Origin of the sequence: Halomonas sp. (assembly GCF_029263665.1) — a bacterium.
Lineage (GTDB): Bacteria > Pseudomonadota > Gammaproteobacteria > Pseudomonadales > Halomonadaceae > Halomonas.
The window spans coordinates 12,706-30,570 of the sequence record NZ_JAJUFQ010000012.1; the positions used below are offsets into that span (position 1 = coordinate 12,706).

A 17,865-nucleotide genomic window follows, 5' to 3' on the forward strand; every position below is an offset into this window, starting at 1 on the left:
CGTCCTATTGGCGAATCCGGTACAGCAGGTAGACGAAAAACGGCGCGCCGATACCGGAGACGAAAATCCCGGCAGGCAGGTCACGCGGCAGGAAGGCCACCCGACCCAGCAAATCGGCATACAGCACGATCAGGCCTCCGACCAGTGCCGATACCGGCAGCAGCAGGGCGAAGCCCCGACCGATCAGGCGGCGAGCGATATGCGGGGCGACCAGGCCAACGAAACTCAGGCCGCCGGCGAAGGCCACGGCGGAGCCTGCCAAGGCCACGCTGCAGATCATCAGCAACAGGCGGCTTCTAGTGACATTGACGCCCAGACCGGTGGCGGTGTCGTCGCCCAGGCTGAGCGTATCCATATGCCGGGAGTGGAGCAGGGCGAGGGGGATGAAGAGAACCAGCCAAGGCAGCAGGCCCTGTATGTCCCCCCACTGGGCCGCGTAGATACTGCCGGTCAGCCACACATAGGCATTCATGGCCAGGGTATCGTCGCTGAGCACGATCAGCAGCGTGGTCACTGCCCCCATGGCGGCGGAAATGCCCACCCCGACCAGCACCAGACGTGTCGGCGTCATGCCCTTTCTCCAGGCCAGGGCGAATACCACCAGCGCTGCCGCAAAGGCCCCGAGAATGGCGGCAACGGGCAGCCACAGCATGCTCAGCGTGGTGCTGAGCGAGACCAGAAACAGTACCGCCGCGACCGAAGCACCACCGGTGATACCGATCACATCCGGTGACGCCAGTGGATTGCGTACGATGCCCTGCAGAATGGCTCCGGCACTGGCCAGGGCGGCACCGACCAGGATGGCCAGCACGATACGCGGCAGGCGCAGTTCCCAGATGATGAAACCGATATCGCTGGTGGCAGGGGCAACCAGCGCCTCAAGTACCTTGAGAGGGTGGGTAGGGTAACTGCCGAGGCTCAGCGACAGCCAGGCACTGGCCAGCAACAAGGCACCCAGACTGAGAAGGATGCACTGGGCGCGCCGTTTGGCATGTTGCGCAGGGTAGCTGTTTCTGCCACTAATTCTGCCACTACCGCACATGTTCAGTGTCTGGTTCATGTGTTTTTGGCTGATGTGCTCTTGGCTCATGCTGCCTGGAGCCTCCTGCGGGCGATGTAGATGAAGAAGGGGGTACCGAGCAGAGCGGTCATGACGCCGACGGGAATTTCCTGAGGGGGGATCACGAAACGTGCCACGACATCCGCAAACAGCAGCAGGCCGGCACCAAGCAGCATGCAACCAGGCAGCATCCAGCGGTGGTCCACGCCAAACAGACCTCGGGCCATATGCGGCACAATCAGGCCGACGAAACCGATCATGCCGGCCAGTGCCACCGAACTGCCGGCAAGCAGAATGACCACGAGACCGAGCAGCAGCTTGATGACATTGGCGCTCAGGCCCAGACCCTTGACCACATCATCACCCAGCAGCAAGGCATTGGCATGCCGCATCAGCACCAGGCAGAGCACGGCTGCGCTGAGAAACAGCGGCAGCAACGGAGTGAGCATGTCCAGTTCGCGCCCCGACACGGATCCGGCCAGCCAGAACAGCACGCTCTCGAAGCCTTCCTGGTCGATGATCAACAACCCCTGGCTGAATGATACAAACAGCGCGGTGACTGCAACTCCGGCCAGCACCACACGTAGCGGTGACAGCTCGCCATGGCGGCCACGGCCGAGCAGGTAAACCACAGCGGCGGCGATACAGGCACCGAACAACGCAGCCCACACATATTGAGAGGGCGAATGCAGCGGCAGTAGCGTGACAGAGACCACCACGAAGAACATGGCGCCGGCATTGATGCCGAGGATGCCGGGAGAGGCCAGCGGATTGCGTGTCATGGTCTGCATCAGCGCTCCGGCAACGGCCAGGCTGGCACCGACAATGGCGGCGATCATGGCACGCGGCAAGCGTTCGCTGCGCACGATGATCTGGTCGATGTTGGTGGGATCATAGTGCAGCACGGCATCGACCAGATTGGTGGTGCTGATCGCCGTGTGTCCGAAAGCCACACTGGCGACAAAAGCGATGAGGGCAAACAACAGACCACAGGCCAGTCCCGTGAATTTTGCCAGTCTAGTGGTCAGCACCGACGACTCCTCTTGTTGATTCCTTTTCCAGGTCATTCTCTCGACCGCTCTCAAGGTCATAGAGCGCGTAGAGATCATCCAGCACGGCGTTAGCGGCGAGAATACCGCCGCCCATCAGCCAGGTGACGGGGTCCGGCTGGTAGACACGCCCGTGCTGAACCGCATCCAACTGCTGCCACAGCGGATGGGATGACCAGCGGCGATAGTTGGCCTGAATGGCAGGATCTGACTCGTCCATGAGGATAAACAGCACATCGGCGTTCATCACCGGAATGTTTTCCATGCTGGTCAGCTTCATGCCCCAGCCCTGGTCCTGAAACGCTTCCGGCTGGAGAAAGCCAATCTCGTCAAGAATGGAACCGGCGAAACCGGTGCTGTAGACCCGCGCATGGTCACTCTTGAAGCGCACCACAGCGGCCTTTTGCGGCCACTCATCGCCAAGCTTGGCGGCAATCTTGCTGCGGAAGTCTGCAATTCTGTTTTCCCAGTCCTGCAACAGTGCCGTAGCTTGCTGCTCCCGGCCGGTGGCTTCTCCCATCAGAGCCAGAGAACCCTTGAAGTCGAACACGCTGCGCTGGGCCACGGTGGGCGCCATCTTGTCGAGCAACGGCTTTACCTGGGCATGACGGAAGCGAGTGGCGATGATCAGGTCAGGATTCAACCAGGCGATCTTTTCCAGGTTGGGCTGGGTTTCCAGGCCGACGTGCTCGACATCCTTCAGGGCCGGGCGCAGATAGCGGTACATAGGCTTTTCCAACCAGGAATCGACCACGCCGACCGGAGTGATGCCCAATGCCACAGCAGTATCAGTGGCCCCTTGATAGAGGGTAATGACACGCTGGGGAGTGCCTTCGATACGAGTTTCCCCGAAGTCATTCACTATCGTTCGCACGTCACTCGTTCGTGCATCATCCGCCGTCGCGGATAGGGCGAGCCCTGGCAGGGCCAGTTCTGAGAGAATTAACCCCGCGAGCACCAGCCCTGCCAGTGCCTGCCTGGCGAGTGTCGACTTCCCCAGCACTTGGCGCATCCGTTGTTGAACCATCGTCTTTCCTAACTCGTAGCGACTCATCAAGGCTTGCTTCGATGCTCACTTAACAACAGCTCACCATCTTCTTGTTGGTCACGTTCTTGTTGATCACGACGGCTGCGCAGGGACAGTGCCAGGGGAATGGCCAGGCAAGTGATGAGGGCCAGCACCAGGAAGGCCTCGCTCGATGTCCGGGCACTGGCTTCGGCCATCGGCACACCCAACGCCAGCTGATGTGAAACGCGCAGCTCATAATACAACGACAAGGCCACGATCCCGACCGATGACAGCAGGCGACGGGAAATATTGTTCATCGCCGAACCCTGTGCCACGGCGTCGTTGGGCAAGTCATTGAGGCCAACTGTGGTCGAAGGCAGGTAAGCAAAACCCTGGCCAATGCCACGCAAGGCCATCAGTACGCCAGCCACCCACAACGGCGCGGCTATCTCGAGCATGCCCATGCCTGCCAGGCTAGCGGTGGTAACCACCAGGCCCGCGGTGATGACCCAGCGGGGTGAATAGCGATCGATCAAGCTACCGGCATAGGGCGAGCAGCAGGCTGCGGCGATGGCGGTGGGCAGGAAGATCAGACCGGTAGCCAGTGCACCGTAGCCCTGGGCATGTTGCATCCATAGCGGTATGAGCAGGATACAGCCGAAGGTCACCACGGCCTGAATGCAGGCGATGATGACGCTGGCACGATAACGTTGAACCGAGAATAGCCCCAGATTGAGCAGCGGGTGTGCGACACGCTTTTCCACCCACACGAAGACAGCAAGCGCAACGCTGCCCAATGCGAGGGGGATAAGGTGATCAAGTGATAACAGGTCGTCCAGGGTGCGCATGCTGCCCAGGGCAAACAGCACACCGCCCATGCCCAGAGTGACGAAGAACAAACCGTAGAAGTCGAAGCGCCTTTGTCGATTGGGAGCTTCGCTAGACAGGTAAAGATGGGCGGAGACCAGCCCGGCCAGAGCGAAGGGCACGTTCATCAGGAACAGGGCACGCCATTGAGTGACTTCCAGCAGCAGGCCTCCGACTGTAGGCCCAATGGCGGGTGCCAGCATGACCGCAAAGCCCCAGATGCCACTGGCCTTGCCGCGCTGGTCGCTGGGGTAGGCGGCAAAGATCAACGACAGGGAAAGCGGGATCATCAGGCCTGCGGCAATACCCTGGATACCTCGCGCCACAATGATGCCACCCAGGCCCTGGGCGGCAGCACCTGCCAGCGAACCGGCAAGGAACAGCCACAGGCCCAGCAGGTAGATACGTTTCTTGCCAAAGCGGTCGGCGAGATAACCGGTCATGGGCATGGTCATGCCCATGCTGATCAGAAACAGCGTCACCACCCAGCTGACCAGCACGGCACTCGCCTGAAAGGTGTTCATCAGTTCCGCCACGGCCAGGTTCAGCGCACTGTTGTTCAGGCTGACGGTGAAGGTGCCCAGCAGTACGCTGATCAATACTCGACTGCTGTGCATCTTCACCTGGGACATGGTCACTCGTCTTCCGCCTTGGCCTGTGCTGGGATGTCGTGGGCGTTGCGCATTTTCGATCACAACGTTTCTGGACGCGGAAGGATGGCATATCGCAAAAGTTAATGCAAAGCATTATCAACTAATGGGAGTGACGCTTTGGTCGCGATGCATCAACCGTTGGCACCTGTGATGGCGTGTCGAGCAAGCAGGCTTTCCTCTGCCTGGCGGATATAGCGCCCCGCCATGCTTTCCGAGACGCCGAGGCGCTGGCCGATGACCCGTTGGGCGAGACCATCGATGCGATGCCACAGCAAGGCATTGCGCAGATGCTCCGGCAGTTGCATCAGCAATGAGCGAATACGCTCCAGGCTTTGCCGGGCATCGCTGACATGTTCTGGCGTGGCACGCGGGCAGGCGAGGCATAGCGCAGGGTCGTCCAGGCCGATGCAGGCCGGGCGTGCCCCTTCACGGCGGCGATGGTCGATGACAAGGTGGCGAGCCACCCGGTACAGCCAGGCCCGTGGCTCGTGAATGGCAATCAGGCCCTGCTGTGATTGCAGGCGCACAAAGACATCCTGACACAGGTCTTCGGCCAACTGGCGGCAGCCCAGCTGGCGCGCAATATACTGGCGCAGCTCATCGGCATGTTGGCGATAGAGGGCTTCGACGTGTGGGGCCTGCATGTTGTTCCTCGGTAGAGATTTCATGGTGCAGTGAAGCTTTTCGTTCAACACCTGATTCAGTAACGCTGATTCAGTAATGCAAGAGGCCACGGGGCCTGAGGCCACCGTGGCAAGTCGTCATACAGCAAGTCGTGACAAGGACTGTTGTCAGCAAGGCCGTTGCCTGCTGGATTGTCGTGATCACCCTGCCACGCTTTCATCCTCGAGCTGTGGCCGTTCTTGAGACGGTCGTTGAGATGGCTGTTGAGATGGTTCTTGAGATGATCGTTGAGACAGCTGAGGTCGGAACTCGGCGATCGGATTGTCGAGTTGTCCGGCAAACTGCAGGTTGGCGGCCGGGTCGGCCAGGTCGATCATCTGCTGATGGTCACGCAGCTGCAGGCGATTGAGGCAGGACAGAGTAAAGCGCGGGGCAAACAGGTCGTGGCGCTGGAACTGGTCGGCAAACTGCGGATGGTCCTGCTGGTAATCGATGATGCATTGGGCGACCTGCTGCCAGAAACGCGATTCATCGATGCAGCCATCGTCGACCAGAATGGCGGCAACGAAGCGCAGGAAGCAATCGAACACATCGGTCAGCAGCGACAGCACCTTCAGTTCCTCTGGCACTTCCACGGCAATGCGTGCGACTTCCTCCGGCAGTTCGACCTCGGTATTCATCAGGCCGATTTCCTCGGCGATATCCTTCATGATCGCGCGTACCGGGACATGGTCCTTGAGTTGCAGGATCAGGTTCTCGCCATGGGGCATGAACACCAGGTCGTGGGCATAGAAGCAATGCAGCAGAGGACGCAGATAGGCACGCAGGTAGCGGCCCAGCCAGGCCTCTGCAGACAGCCCGCTGGCGCGGATCAGGCGTGGCAGCAGCGCGTGGCCCTGGTGATCCTGATGCAATAGCGCCGCCATGGTTGTCAGGCGGTGTCCGCCGGTGGTGAAACGGGCCGGGCTCTCGCGCCACAGGGCAGAGAGCATCTTGCGGTAGCCGCTGTACTTGTCGAAGTGGGCTTCGATGACGTCTCGGCGCACGCCGATGGCGGCCTGTTCGCGCAGCACACAGAAGCCCTGGGCCTTGAGCTCCGGGTCATTCTCGACCAGCGCATGCACCCAGTCGTTGATGGCAGGCGTATGCCGCATGTAATGCGGTGACAGCCCACGCATGAAGCCCATGTTGAGGATCGACAACGCTGTCTTCACATAGCGGCGCTGAGGCTGGCTGATGTTGTACCAGGTACGGATCGACTGCTGCGGACGATAGACATCAAGCCCATGGCCCAGACACAGGATGCGCTGCTCGGCCACTTCGGCGGCAAAGGTGATGGCCAGCTTGTGACTCCACTGCCAGGGGTGCGCGGGCATCAGCAGATAGTCATCGGCCTTCAATCCGTGGCTCTCGATGCGGGCATGGAAATCCTGCACTTGCGCCTGGCCCAGTTCTTCTTCCATGACCTGGTGATAGTCCAGCTCGGCACTGCAGCTGAAGTGGGCGCAATCCTTGTGGACGGCCAGCCACACCAGAGAAGCATCGCTGCCAGCCTCGGGGGCATAGGCGTGGAAATCCACGGCATCGAAGCCCATGCGTCCGCTGTTGGCCACGAACACCGGATGACCTTCGATCATGGCCGCTTCCAGGGTCTGGAATTCGGCATCGACCAGCGCATCCGCATCGTGGCGCTGAGGATCCAGCTTGTAGGCCAGGGCAAACAGCGTCGCCGAGACTTCTTCGAGGTAGACCGGCAGCATCGGCACCTGAATGCCCAGCGGCTGACGGAATTCGTTGATGAACTGCTGGGCATCGATGGGCAGCTCCTGGCCATCGGCCTGACAGCTGAGGCTGTCGGCATCGATCAGCCAGTGATCCAGCGCCAGGCGGCGGGCAGTGAAGCGATAGCAGACCCGCTGGTCGGGGCTGTGTAGTTGATAGGGTTGTGAGGCAGAAGGATCAGCATTGGCGTCAGACAGGGAAACCGGTGAAAGCAGACGTTCATGGCTGAATTCGGCGATGGCCTTGCGTACCAGGTGGCGATTGGCGGCGGCCCAGCGTTCGGGTGTCAGATGTGCAGTGCTGCCGGTCATGTGCAGCTGGGCATCGGCACTCAACCTGGGCGAGCGTGAGGCAATGGCATTGGCCAGGTCGTTGCGGGTGGCCATGCCCAGCCAGGCGGTCTTCTCCGCCAGTTGAATCTGGTGCTGGTAGCGGAAACCTACATGCTGGTTGAGCGGGTGAATGGCGGCATTGTTGACGTCCGGTTCCACCACCACGCGACGCGTATCCGCAGATTCGAACAGAAACGTCATGATGGTGGTGATGACGGCACGGCTGAAACCGGAGACAGGCGTTTCCGCCGGGGCCACCAGAAAGTGCATGCCTACGTCGCCGGGCTCGACGGCATAGTGTTCGCCGAGCGGGTCGTGGCGTGGGTCATAGATTTCGATCAGGAACGCCGGCTGACCATTGCACAGGCCCAGCCAGCCCTGCGCGTGGGCGCTGTGTTGCATGTCGCGGTAGAAGCCGCTGACCTGGAGCGTGGAGTGGCCTTGCATGCCCCAGAAGCTGGCGCGGGGAGCACTCACCCAGGCATGTACTAGATCGATATCCTGGTCTACGTCCAGCGGACGGATCGCCAGCTGCCCGATACCTGGAACATGACGCTGGAAGACCGGACGCAGGGTCGGGGTTGGTTGATATAGAGACGGTTGATACAGGTTCGGTTGAGAAACAGACATGGTCAATTCCTTGCAAGTTGATCGGTCGTGACGGTTCGATCACAGGAAGCATCGGGATCGAAAGAGATGGCTTGGCGCGGGCCCAGCAGCCAGGGACATAGCAAGGCGCAGCACAACAGTCCCAGGGCAGCCACAAGAAAAGGGCTGGCCGGGCCGAGAAGCTGTTGAACGAGGCCAGCACCGAGAGCGGCCAGCAGGGCGCCACCGCCCTGGAACAGGTGCAGCAGGCTGAAGTCCCTGGCGTAGCGGTCGGGATGACTGAGGCGGAACATGCGCATTTCGAGGCGCACCGTAAGGCGGAACAATGCCCAGCCAAACAGCACGCGGCCGATCAGCAGCATGGCGATATCGCCATGGGCTTCCAGCAGCAGGCCGAGAATGCCGACCAACAGAGGCCGAACGATGGCGTGTCCGCTGTTGCCGAACCGGTGGTCGCGCCATAGCAGCAACACGGCCAACATGGCTGGAATGGCGAATACCACCCCGGCGAGCAGCTCACTGGGCTGACCACTCAGTTCCATCCAGTAACGGGCGAGAAAGGGGCGAGGCAGGGTGATGCTGAAATAGAACAGCAGCATCATGATGCCCAGTCGCCACATGGCGCGGCTTCTCGGCGGCAGGCTTGCAGGTGTTGCCGTGACCGGTGTGCTGCTCAAGGAGGCCAACCCACGACGCAGCAGCCATACGCATACCAGCACCTGCAAGGCATCACCCGCGGCCATCAGGCGGAAGATATCGGCGGCACTGAAGGCTTCGAGTAACAATCCGCCGGCCAGGGCGCCGACGATGCCGCCGATATGCACGACCACCGCCAGCACACCGATGATGCTGGCTTGATGCTCATCGCTGGCCATGCGCATCAGCCAGGGGTAGACCAGCAGGTAACTGGCCTTGGCCACGAACATGGCCATCGCCAGCCACCAGAAGGTCGTGAGCGATTTGACCTCGGCGCAGGCCAACCCCAGCAGGCAGGCGGCCGTCTGCGTGACCAATAGCAGTTGCAGCGTACCCCAGCGCTTCTCGACCTTTGCCCATAGCGGAAGTGCCAGCAATACCACCAGGGTGCTCAAGGCCAGAAAGGTGCCGACCAGCAGATCGCTTTCCACACCGAAGCGTTGCCCAAGCACCTGGGGGGCGAAAGGCAGCAGCGCCGCATCACTGACCACCGCGATAGCGGTCACGCCAATCAAGGCAATTTGATGGCGTGTCGTACGGCCCGACAGCGTGCTGGAGAGATCAGCGCTGGGGCTCATACGGCAGCGGACTCCTGCGGTGCAAGCTGCGTTTCAAGCGGCGCACCAAAGCGCTGGGCCGTGATGCTGCTCTCGACGCTGTAGGGTTCGCGTCCAGTCATTGCGCGGATGATGCAGGCATTGCGATAGGCGCCCATGCCCAGATCCGGCGCGGTCAGGCTGTGGCTGTGGATACCGACGTTCTGCACGAACAGGTCGCCACGCCCGCCATCGATATCGTAGAAGCGGCCCACCTCGAAGCGCCCGGCGTTGTCGAAGGCGATGCGTGAAGTGATCGGGGCCAGGAAGTCGGGCAGGCGGTAGCGATAGCCGGTGGCCAGCACCAGCGCCTGAGTACGATGCTGGAAGTCGCGCCGCTGTTCACAGTGATGGAAGTTGAGCAGGTAATGGCCATCCACATGGCGGCAGGATTCCAGGCTGGCGTTGGTGATCAGCGTGGAGTCCAGCGGACCGGCGACTTCCTTGGTGTAGCGCAGGTCGTAGATGGCATTGATCAGGTCGAGGTCGATGCCCTTGTACAGGCCTTTCTGGGACTGCTGCAACTCATCGCGCTTTTCTTCCGGCAGCGCATGGAAGTAATCGATGTAATCCGGTGAGGTCATCTCCAGCGTCAGCTTGCTGTATTCCAGCGGGAAGAAGCGTGGCGAGCGGGTGATCCAGTCGAGCCGGTACTGGTGCTGATCGATCTCACCGAGCAGGTCGTGGTAGATCTCGGCGGCACTCTGGCCGCTGCCCAGAATGGTGATACTGTCGCATTGCTTCAGTGCTTCGCGTTGTTCCAGGTAGCGCGAGGAGTGCACCGGTGCCGGATCCAGATCGCGGGTACATTCCGGCATCCACGGCTGAGTGCCGGTGCCGAGCACCAGTCGCTTAGCGTAGCGTGTTATCTGGCTGCCATCGGTACGGCGCTGGCTGTCGACTCGATAGCGCTCATGCTCCGCTTCCCATTCCACGCGTTCGACACGCTCGCCAAAACGCAGGCACTCGAGCTGCTGCGTCACCCATTGGCAGTAGCGGTTGTATTCTTCGCGCAGCAGGAAGAAGTTCTCGCGGATATAGAACGGGTACAGGCGTCCTGTCTGCTTGAGATAGTTGAGCACACTGAAGCGGCTGGTCGGGTCGGCCAGGGTGACCAGGTCGGCCATGAATGGTGTTTGCAGATGGGCACCTTCAATCAGCATGCCCGGGTGCCAGTCAAAGCTGTCGGCCTGATCGATGAACAGGCCATTCAGGTCATCGAGCGGCTCGGTCAGGCAGGCCAGCCCCAGGTTGAACGGGCCCAGACCGATGCCGATGAAGTCGTAGATGGTTTCGGAAGAGGTCATCTTGTGTTGCATCCTTTCTGTATCGCGATGGGCGATGTCGCTGGCGAGCAGGCATCTGGCGGTCTTTCTTGGCGAGTCTGTTATCAGGCGGTGTTTTCTCAACCTGTCTTTTTCAACCTGTCTTTTTCAACCCAGGCTGACCATGGCCGTATCCGCCGTTCTTGCGCCGGCGCGTGCTGCGCTGCGCGGGGCATGGGGCACTTGAAGGCAGGCGTAACCGTGTTCGCGAATGGCACTGATCACCGCTCGCAGGTCATCGGCGTGGGTGTCGGGATTGAGCAGGGTGAACTTCAGGTAGCGCTGGCCATGGACCCGGGTCGCGGCAACCAGCGCTTCGCCACTGCGTGACAGGCGGGCGCGGATGTTGTCCTGCAAGGCGTCGAGATTGGTGTCGGGGGCCATATGCTGCGGGCGGAAGCGGAACACCAGGGTGCTGAGCGAAGGCGCCACCAGTGTTTCAATGTCCGGCTGCTCGCGCAGCAGCTCGTACCCTTCGCCGGTCAGCTCGATGACCTGATCGAGCATGTTGCCGATGGCATCGGCACCCATGATGCGCAGGGTCAGCCACAGCTTCAGGGCATCGAAGCGCTTGGTGGTCTGCAGGCTCTTGTTGACCTGGTCCGGTGTGCCGGCCTCGGCCTGAGCGCGGGGGTTGAGATAGTCGGCGTGATAGGTGACATAGCCGAGGTCTCGACGCTGGCGGACGATAAAGGCACTGCAGCTGACCGGCTGGAAGAAGCTCTTGTGGTAGTCGATGGTCACTGAATCCGCCTGGTCGATGCCTTGCAGGCGGTGACGATGCTGCCGCGATGTCATCAGGCCACCGCCATAGGCGGCATCGACATGCAGCCAGATGCCATGTGCCCGGCACAGGGCGGCGATGTCGTCGATGGGGTCGATGCTGCCGAAATCGGTGGTACCAGCAGTCGCGACCACGGCAATCGGCAGCAGGTCATCTCGCTGACACTGTTCCAGGCATTCGCGCAGTGCCTGCGGGTCCATGCGGAACTGATCATCGCAGGCCACCGGCATCACCGCCTGGTGGCCAAGCCCCAGCAATGCCGCTGCCTTCTTCAGGCTGAAATGACTGATGCCCGAGGCCAGAATGCGCAGGCGAGAGGAGAAACCCGGCAAGCCCTGCTGCTGGATATCACCACCTTCTGGATGGGCAACGCAGAAGCGGTCGCGGGCGATCAGCATGGCCATCAGGTTGGACTGAGTGCCACCGCTGGTGAACACGCCATCGGCATTCTCACCCAGGCCGAGGCGCTGGGCGGTCCAGTCGATCAGCGCCTGTTCGATCAGCGTACCGCCGGCGCTCTGGTCCCAGGTATCCAGGGACGTATTGATCGACGAGATGATGGTCTCGGCAATCACCCCGGGCAGCACCACCGGGCAGTTCAAGTGAGCGACATAGCGAGGGTGATGGAAGTAGACCGCGTCGTTCAGGTACAGACGCTTGAGTTCATGCAGTGCAGGTTCAAGCTGGCCCAGGGGAGCATCCAGGTCGAGGCTGCGGAACAAAGGGCGCAGTTCTTCCGGGGTGACGCCGCTGAAGGGGCGTTCGACATCATCGAGATGCTGGTGGACCAGGTCGATGCAGCGTTGTGCCTGCGCGCGGTAGGCATCGCGATGACGCAGGGTAAAGAGCTGGGTGGCATCCAGTGACACATCATGTTCCGGCGATGCATGTTGCCGGTCGGGGGCGATCCAGGCTGTCATCCTTGGTTGTCCTCATGTCTGGCCGGGGGAGCAAGACGGGGCCTACGCATTTTGGCGACGAATGCGGGCCTCGGGACCGATCATTCACTGCAAATATAAATGCGATTGATTTAGATCCATCGTATAAGACGTATCTAGGATGACTTTCTGAACCAGAAAGTTCACAGAATTGATAGAAGGCTAAGTATGGTGAGGGGGATGCGGGAAGCCGCGAGTTTCGAGCTATAAGCCGTAAGCTATGAGCTTTAAGCGGTGGGGTAGGGAAGCGAAGAGTGGTAGAGCATAGAAAAAGCGCCCGCTGATGCAGCGAGCGCGTGAAGCCAGTATCAACCTGTGCATGAAAAAGTTGGTGAGCGACGGTCAGGGCTAGGTTCGCTCCCGGCGAACCAACGCAGCATCACCGAGCGCAGTCACTTTTTCACTGTCTTAGAAGTCCATCGACCAGGTCAGGGTATAAGTCCTTCCACGGCCTTTATAGTCATACAGATACTCTGGGCCGTAGTAGGGCGAGTAGAACATCGCGGCGCGCTGTCCCCATACGGTGGTGTATTGCTCATCCAGCAGGTTGGCGATGCCGAGGCTCAGGGTGCCGACGTCGAAGCTCTGGGCCATGGACAGGTCGAAGGTGGTGTAGCCGTCGATCTGGCGGTTTTCATCATCTTCCAGGTTATGGGCATGGTTGGCCTGCAGGCGGGCACTGCGCCCGCTGTTGTAGTCCTTCCAGCCGACGAAGGCGGTAGCGGATGACAGCGAGGCATAGCGGGCATCGCGCTTGACCCAGTCGCCATCTTCCTTCTGTTCGGAGCGCACCAGGTGCAGGGTGCCGCCGGCTTCGAGGCCGTGGTCGAAGTAACGGGTCGCGGAGGCTTCAAAGCCGTAGTCGCGCTTCTTTTCGTCGATCACGCTGACGCTCAGGTCCTGGCCATTGACGACTGCCTTGTCGGACCAGGCGTAGTACAGCGCGGCCTGGGTCATCCAGTCGGCATTGTTGAAGCGCCAGCCCAGTTCCACCTGGTTGGTCTTGATTGCATCCAACGGGTTGTCGCCGACGCTGACTTCCGGGCTCTTGCCGTAGTACTTGGCCGGATCCGGCAGTTCAAAGCCCTGGCTGAACTGCAGCCAGTTCTGATTGCCGTTGCCCCAGTCGTACAGCGCACTGGCGTTGGCCAGCGTGGCATCGTAGTCGTTGCTGCCGCCGGGCACATCGCGGAAGTCGTCCACTTCCACATCCATGTGCTGCTGGCGCACCCCGGCGCCCAGAGTCAGGGCATCAGTGACATGCCAGCTGCTCTGGGCGAAAGCGGAAAGGGTATCCACCTCGTAGCTCGGGTAACGCGGCTCGGTGCGGTCTTCCCTCTGCTCCAGGCCACCGCTGGCATTGGTGGTGTCGATGTCAAAATACATCTGGTTGGCATCGAAGGATTCGCGGTCATAGTCCACGCCGTAGGTCAGTTCGACGCTGTCCCCCAACTGCGCATCGAACAGCGCCTTGATGCCGGAGAGATCGGTATTCTGCTTCGAGGTGGCGAATTCCAGTTCATCACCGGCGGCGTAGGGGAAGGCATGGAAGCTGGCTTCTTCCTCACGATGGAATGCCTGCAGGTAGAAGTTCTGGCCGAGCAGATTGGCGTGGTGATACTGCAGGTTGACCATGGTGCGCTCAGTGGCCGGGGAGCGGTCCGAGGAATAGCCATCGCGGATTTCTGCGTCGTTCAGGTTGGGCTCTGGCGCATCGAGATTGGGGAAGTAGACATCCCGATCGCCATCGAACTTCGAACGATACAGCTGTGCACCAAGGGTCAGGTCCTGATCTTCCGCCAGGGCAATATTGAGGCTGCCCATGATGTCGATGCTGTTGTTGTCCTGCAGGTCAGTCTGGGCGATATCCGGGAAGATCTCATCGCCGTTGCCGTCGTACTGGCGACCGTTATCCTGATAGGCCACGGCCAGCCGGCCATTGACCTTTTCCGTGCCACCGCTGACGGACTGGGCCAGGCGGTAGTCGATGTCATTGGAATCATTGAAGCCAGTAGTGATACCGGCTTCGGTCGAGAAGTGACGGCCCGCGCCATCGCCTTTCTTGGTGATGATATTGATCAGGCCACCGGTCGCGCCGCCGCCATACAGGCTGGTCGCACCGGAGAGCACTTCCACCCGCTCGACATTGAACGGATCGATGGAATCGAACTGACGCGACAGCCCACGCGAGCTGTTCATGGAGACCCCGTCGATCAGCACCTGCACACTACGGCCACGCATGTTCTGGCCATAGTTGGTGCGCCCCTGGGGCGCCAGGTCCAGCCCCGGTACCAGGCGACCAAGCGCCGTCTTCAGGTCCGCCCCCGTACGGATCTGGTCTTCGAGCTCTTCTCCTTCGATGACCCATACTGCCCCGGGAATCTCACTGATGGCCTTGGGCGTACGCGAGCCCACCACCACGACAGTGTCTTCTGCGTAACTCGCGTGAGAGCCCGCGCTGGGCGAAGTGGAACTATCTGTTACCTGAGTTTGGGCCAGAGCAGGCGCCGCCGCGGCAAGCAGCACGAGGCCAGTTGTCGTTCGAGTGTTCATGGTTTGCCTTGAAGATCCAGGGGTTATGCGATTGGGTTGTTGGTATTTTTAGAACGCAGCATTGCGCATGCATGAATTGTAACCAGAAACCAATCAAAGTGATAAGGATTTGCATTCACTGGCAATTCGCCACCTCAACCCCATTCCTTCCCTTCAGGCCGGTGATGTGTGCAAAAGTAAAAACTTCTCCTGGATACGTTGGTCTGAGTACCTGTCGTTCATCAGATGGAGAAGCTCATGGCCAAGGTGCGAATACTGCAACAGGGCACGATTCACTGCTTTCCCGCCGGACTGAAGGACAGTGAGGGTAATTACGTCAATGTTGAAGTGTCGGCAGTGGCGTATGACGGCAAGAGCCTGATGCTGGCCAGCGACAAGCCGATTCCCGGAGAAGGGCGCTCAGCGGTGTTCAAGCTGCCACTCGATAGCCACGGGCCGGACGACTCCCGACTGGAGTATCTGACTCAGGAGCGCATCAAGAAGGCGGTGAAGTACGAGGACTTCGCACTGACCACCAACGGTCGCTACATGATCGCGACTACCGGGTTTGACCGTATCGACGATCATTCCCACGACCTGAACGACTATAACCACCTGTTGATCTGGCCGGTTGGTGAACCGGAGAAAGTGCAGGTGGTCGACCCCGACCCGCGTGATGGTGTGGAAGGATCGCTGGAACTGCGGCGCAAGATGACCGGTGCCGTCGGCGATCCCTACTACAAGATCGAAGGCCTGGCCGCGATCCCCAGCGACAAGGGGGATGGCCTGCTGTTGTTCGGTATTCGCGAGCAGGGCAAGGCGCACGACGACTTCGCCTATCAGCGCCGCGTTATCGGTGCCCATTTCATCATCAATGATGACCACAACCTGGAATTCATCGATGCACTGCACGATGTGTACAGCTTCGATCCCAGTGAGCATGCAGGCGTGCGCTACGAGTGTGCCTTGTCGAGCCTCGAGTACGATCCTTATCACGGCCAGATCTATCTACTGACCAGCTTCGAAACCGAGATCGACGGCGAAGAAGTGATTGGCGGCTACCTGTGGGTGATGTCGCTGGAAGACTTCCATGAAGGCAAGGAGCCCACCCTGGTGACGCTGGAAGACGGCACCCCGCTGGAGTTCGAGCACAAGGCAGAAGGCCTCGCGGTGCTGGATAGAGAACGGCTGTTCGTCGCCTACGACAACGACCGCAACCACCAGCTCGGCAGCGTCGACGAGCGAGACGAGCGCCACTCCTGCGAAGCGCTGTACACCATCCTCGGCTTCGCCTGAGCCTCATGTGAGCTGAAGAGAAAGCCTGGTGCCCTGTGCAAGATAAGAAAAGTTGCCGGATCATGACCTTGCACACTGGAAGCGCCAGGCAGCTTTGGGTATTATATCGCCCGCGTCGAGTTGCCAGGCTGATCAACAGCCCGGCAACCACCGCACCTTCCTCGCAAGACGGGCCTATAGCTCAGTTGGTTAGAGCAGGGGACTCATAATCCCTTGGTCGCTGGTTCGAGTCCAGCTGGGCCCACCACCGCTTTATAGCAAGCTTCACGACCTCCTCTAGAGCAGGGGATTATGAGTCCCTTGGTCCAGTGCTATTGTCCCTTGAGCTGTTGATACTTCTTGGTCCTTGCACCAGAGATGGCCGAATGGATAGAAACGCCATACTGCAGCGGCTCCACGACCACCTGTCGACACCGATCACGGAATTTGATGTCGAGACGCTCGCGCTTTTGGCTCCTTTGCCCGTGGCGAGGGAAGATAGCGATATTGATATCCTGATCAGCTTCAAGCGCCCAGCGACTTCTGCACGCTACTTCGGCCTGCAGTTCTATCTCGAAGACCTGTTACACCATCCTATTGATCTGGTGACGGACAAGGCCTTGCGGCCGGAGTTAAGATCATATATCGAGCGAGAGGCTTTGCATGTCTGATGGCTCACACAAGCGAGAGTGGCGCTTCTATATCGACGATATGATCGGCTTCGCACGAAAGGTGCAATCCTATACCGATGGTCTAGAGCAACAGAGCTTTATTTCCAATGACCTCATCTACGATACTGTGCTGCGCAACCTCGAGCTAATTGGGAAAGCTGCGACTCGAGTACCCAATGACATACGGCTGAAGCATACTGAAGTACCTTGGCGCATGATTATCGCGCCGCGCAACCGCCTAGCACATGCATACCTCGGCATTGATGATGTCACCATCTGGAGCATTATTCAGGACAACATTCCAGAGCTTCAGGAGACGTTAGAGAAGATCAATGCCGTGAATAGTAGAGTAGGGACGAGGATGGAAAGCAGGGTCCCTAGGCTAGTGGATATGTCGATGCACGTGCTGAGCTGGTATACGATATACGGGGAGAGGATTTGGTCAGAAACTCGATAGAATGCATAACGCTAATATATTTCAGAGCGTTTCGTGCTATGACTGTTAAGACAATTTAACACAACGACTTGGAAGTAACGGTAGGTATTGAAGCGAGAGCGATGATCTCGTTCGGATTGGAAGTGAATGTTGAAGTTAATGCGAAAGCCGTAATGGAGATGATCATGGAAAATCTGATCGTATTTACTACATGCGTTTGGTGCGGGGTGGCGTTTCTGCGGGCCTGGTGGGACACTTCCAATCCGAGCGAGGGATCAGCAACTGTGAATTGCCTGCCAGATCCAAGAGAGACGAGAGGAGGTTCGATTCCTTCTCCCCGCACCATGTTGAATGCGGAGTTTAGCTGCAACGTTTAGCAAGGCTCTGCATAGCGATGTCTTTTTCGCTGCTACTTTACCTCCACGACATAGGCGCATGTGCTAGAGGTTTTACACATACATGGAAGAGTATTGCACGATAAAAATTGACACATATCAATGCAATGCCCAAGGGAATGCTGATTTTGAGCTCCAGGCCGTCTGGTAAGGCAGGAAAATGAACGGCAATGTCAGGTGGCATGTCGGAGTATGGCAGGCCAGTAAGCCCCTTCTCCTATGATTCTCTAGT

The 17,865-nt window shown here is 59.5% G+C and carries 13 protein-coding genes and 1 tRNA gene; 4 read left to right on the forward strand and 10 right to left on the reverse strand.

The window, feature by feature from the left end:
- Window positions 1–4: 4 nt before the first annotated feature.
- The 10 genes from Q1K07_RS12880 to Q1K07_RS12925 form a co-directional block, all read right to left on the reverse strand.
- A complete protein-coding gene (locus Q1K07_RS12880) occupies window positions 5–1,090 on the reverse strand; it encodes an iron ABC transporter permease (protein WP_300311418.1) in 1,086 nt (361 codons plus the stop codon).
- Entirely contained in the window at window positions 1,087–2,091 is a 1,005-nt protein-coding gene (locus tag Q1K07_RS12885; RefSeq protein ID WP_300311420.1) for an iron ABC transporter permease, read from the reverse strand. The genes Q1K07_RS12880 and Q1K07_RS12885 overlap by 4 nt, the downstream gene beginning before the upstream one ends.
- Window positions 2,078–3,136: an iron-siderophore ABC transporter substrate-binding protein gene (locus tag Q1K07_RS12890; RefSeq protein WP_300311422.1), complete on the reverse strand. Its 1,059-nt coding sequence runs from the start codon at window positions 3,134–3,136 to the stop codon at window positions 2,078–2,080. Before Q1K07_RS12890 ends, Q1K07_RS12885 begins: the two co-directional genes overlap by 14 nt.
- Window positions 3,137–3,162: 26 nt before the next feature.
- On the reverse strand, window positions 3,163–4,617 hold the full coding sequence (locus tag Q1K07_RS12895) for a DHA2 family efflux MFS transporter permease subunit (RefSeq protein ID WP_300311424.1): 1,455 nt from the start codon (window positions 4,615–4,617) through the stop codon (window positions 3,163–3,165).
- 152 nt (window positions 4,618–4,769) lie between these two features.
- Window positions 4,770–5,282, reverse strand: coding sequence for an RNA polymerase sigma factor (locus tag Q1K07_RS12900; RefSeq protein WP_300311426.1), 513 nt, complete (start codon window positions 5,280–5,282; stop codon window positions 4,770–4,772).
- Window positions 5,283–5,462: 180 nt separating this feature from the next.
- Window positions 5,463–8,006, reverse strand: a complete 2,544-nt coding sequence (locus Q1K07_RS12905) for a GNAT family N-acetyltransferase (protein ID WP_300311428.1) — start codon at window positions 8,004–8,006, stop codon at window positions 5,463–5,465.
- Window positions 8,007–8,008: 2 nt separating this feature from the next.
- On the reverse strand, window positions 8,009–9,259 hold the full coding sequence (locus Q1K07_RS12910) for an MFS transporter (protein ID WP_300311430.1): 1,251 nt from the start codon (window positions 9,257–9,259) through the stop codon (window positions 8,009–8,011).
- Window positions 9,256–10,584: a SidA/IucD/PvdA family monooxygenase gene (locus Q1K07_RS12915; protein WP_300311432.1), complete on the reverse strand. Its 1,329-nt coding sequence runs from the start codon at window positions 10,582–10,584 to the stop codon at window positions 9,256–9,258. Before Q1K07_RS12915 ends, Q1K07_RS12910 begins: the two co-directional genes overlap by 4 nt.
- 126 nt (window positions 10,585–10,710) lie before the next feature.
- The gene (locus Q1K07_RS12920) at window positions 10,711–12,306 is read right to left on the reverse strand and encodes an aspartate aminotransferase family protein (RefSeq protein ID WP_300311434.1); all 1,596 of its coding nucleotides are present in this window, start codon (window positions 12,304–12,306) and stop codon (window positions 10,711–10,713) included.
- 426 nt (window positions 12,307–12,732) lie between these two features.
- Window positions 12,733–14,877, reverse strand: a complete 2,145-nt coding sequence (locus Q1K07_RS12925) for a TonB-dependent receptor (RefSeq protein ID WP_300311436.1) — start codon at window positions 14,875–14,877, stop codon at window positions 12,733–12,735.
- A gap of 237 nt (window positions 14,878–15,114) precedes the next feature.
- Here Q1K07_RS12925 and Q1K07_RS12930 point away from each other — a divergent pair, with 237 nt between their 5' ends.
- From Q1K07_RS12930 to Q1K07_RS12945, 4 genes are all read left to right on the forward strand, one after another.
- Entirely contained in the window at window positions 15,115–16,152 is a 1,038-nt protein-coding gene (locus tag Q1K07_RS12930) for a hypothetical protein (RefSeq protein ID WP_300311438.1), read from the forward strand.
- A gap of 170 nt (window positions 16,153–16,322) precedes the next feature.
- A tRNA-Ile gene (locus tag Q1K07_RS12935) sits at window positions 16,323–16,399 on the forward strand.
- 118 nt (window positions 16,400–16,517) lie between these two features.
- Window positions 16,518–16,802, forward strand: a complete 285-nt coding sequence (locus tag Q1K07_RS12940; protein ID WP_300311440.1) for a nucleotidyltransferase domain-containing protein — start codon at window positions 16,518–16,520, stop codon at window positions 16,800–16,802.
- Entirely contained in the window at window positions 16,795–17,259 is a 465-nt protein-coding gene (locus Q1K07_RS12945; protein WP_300311442.1) for a DUF86 domain-containing protein, read from the forward strand. Before Q1K07_RS12940 ends, Q1K07_RS12945 begins: the two co-directional genes overlap by 8 nt.
- Window positions 17,260–17,865: the final 606 nt, after the last annotated feature.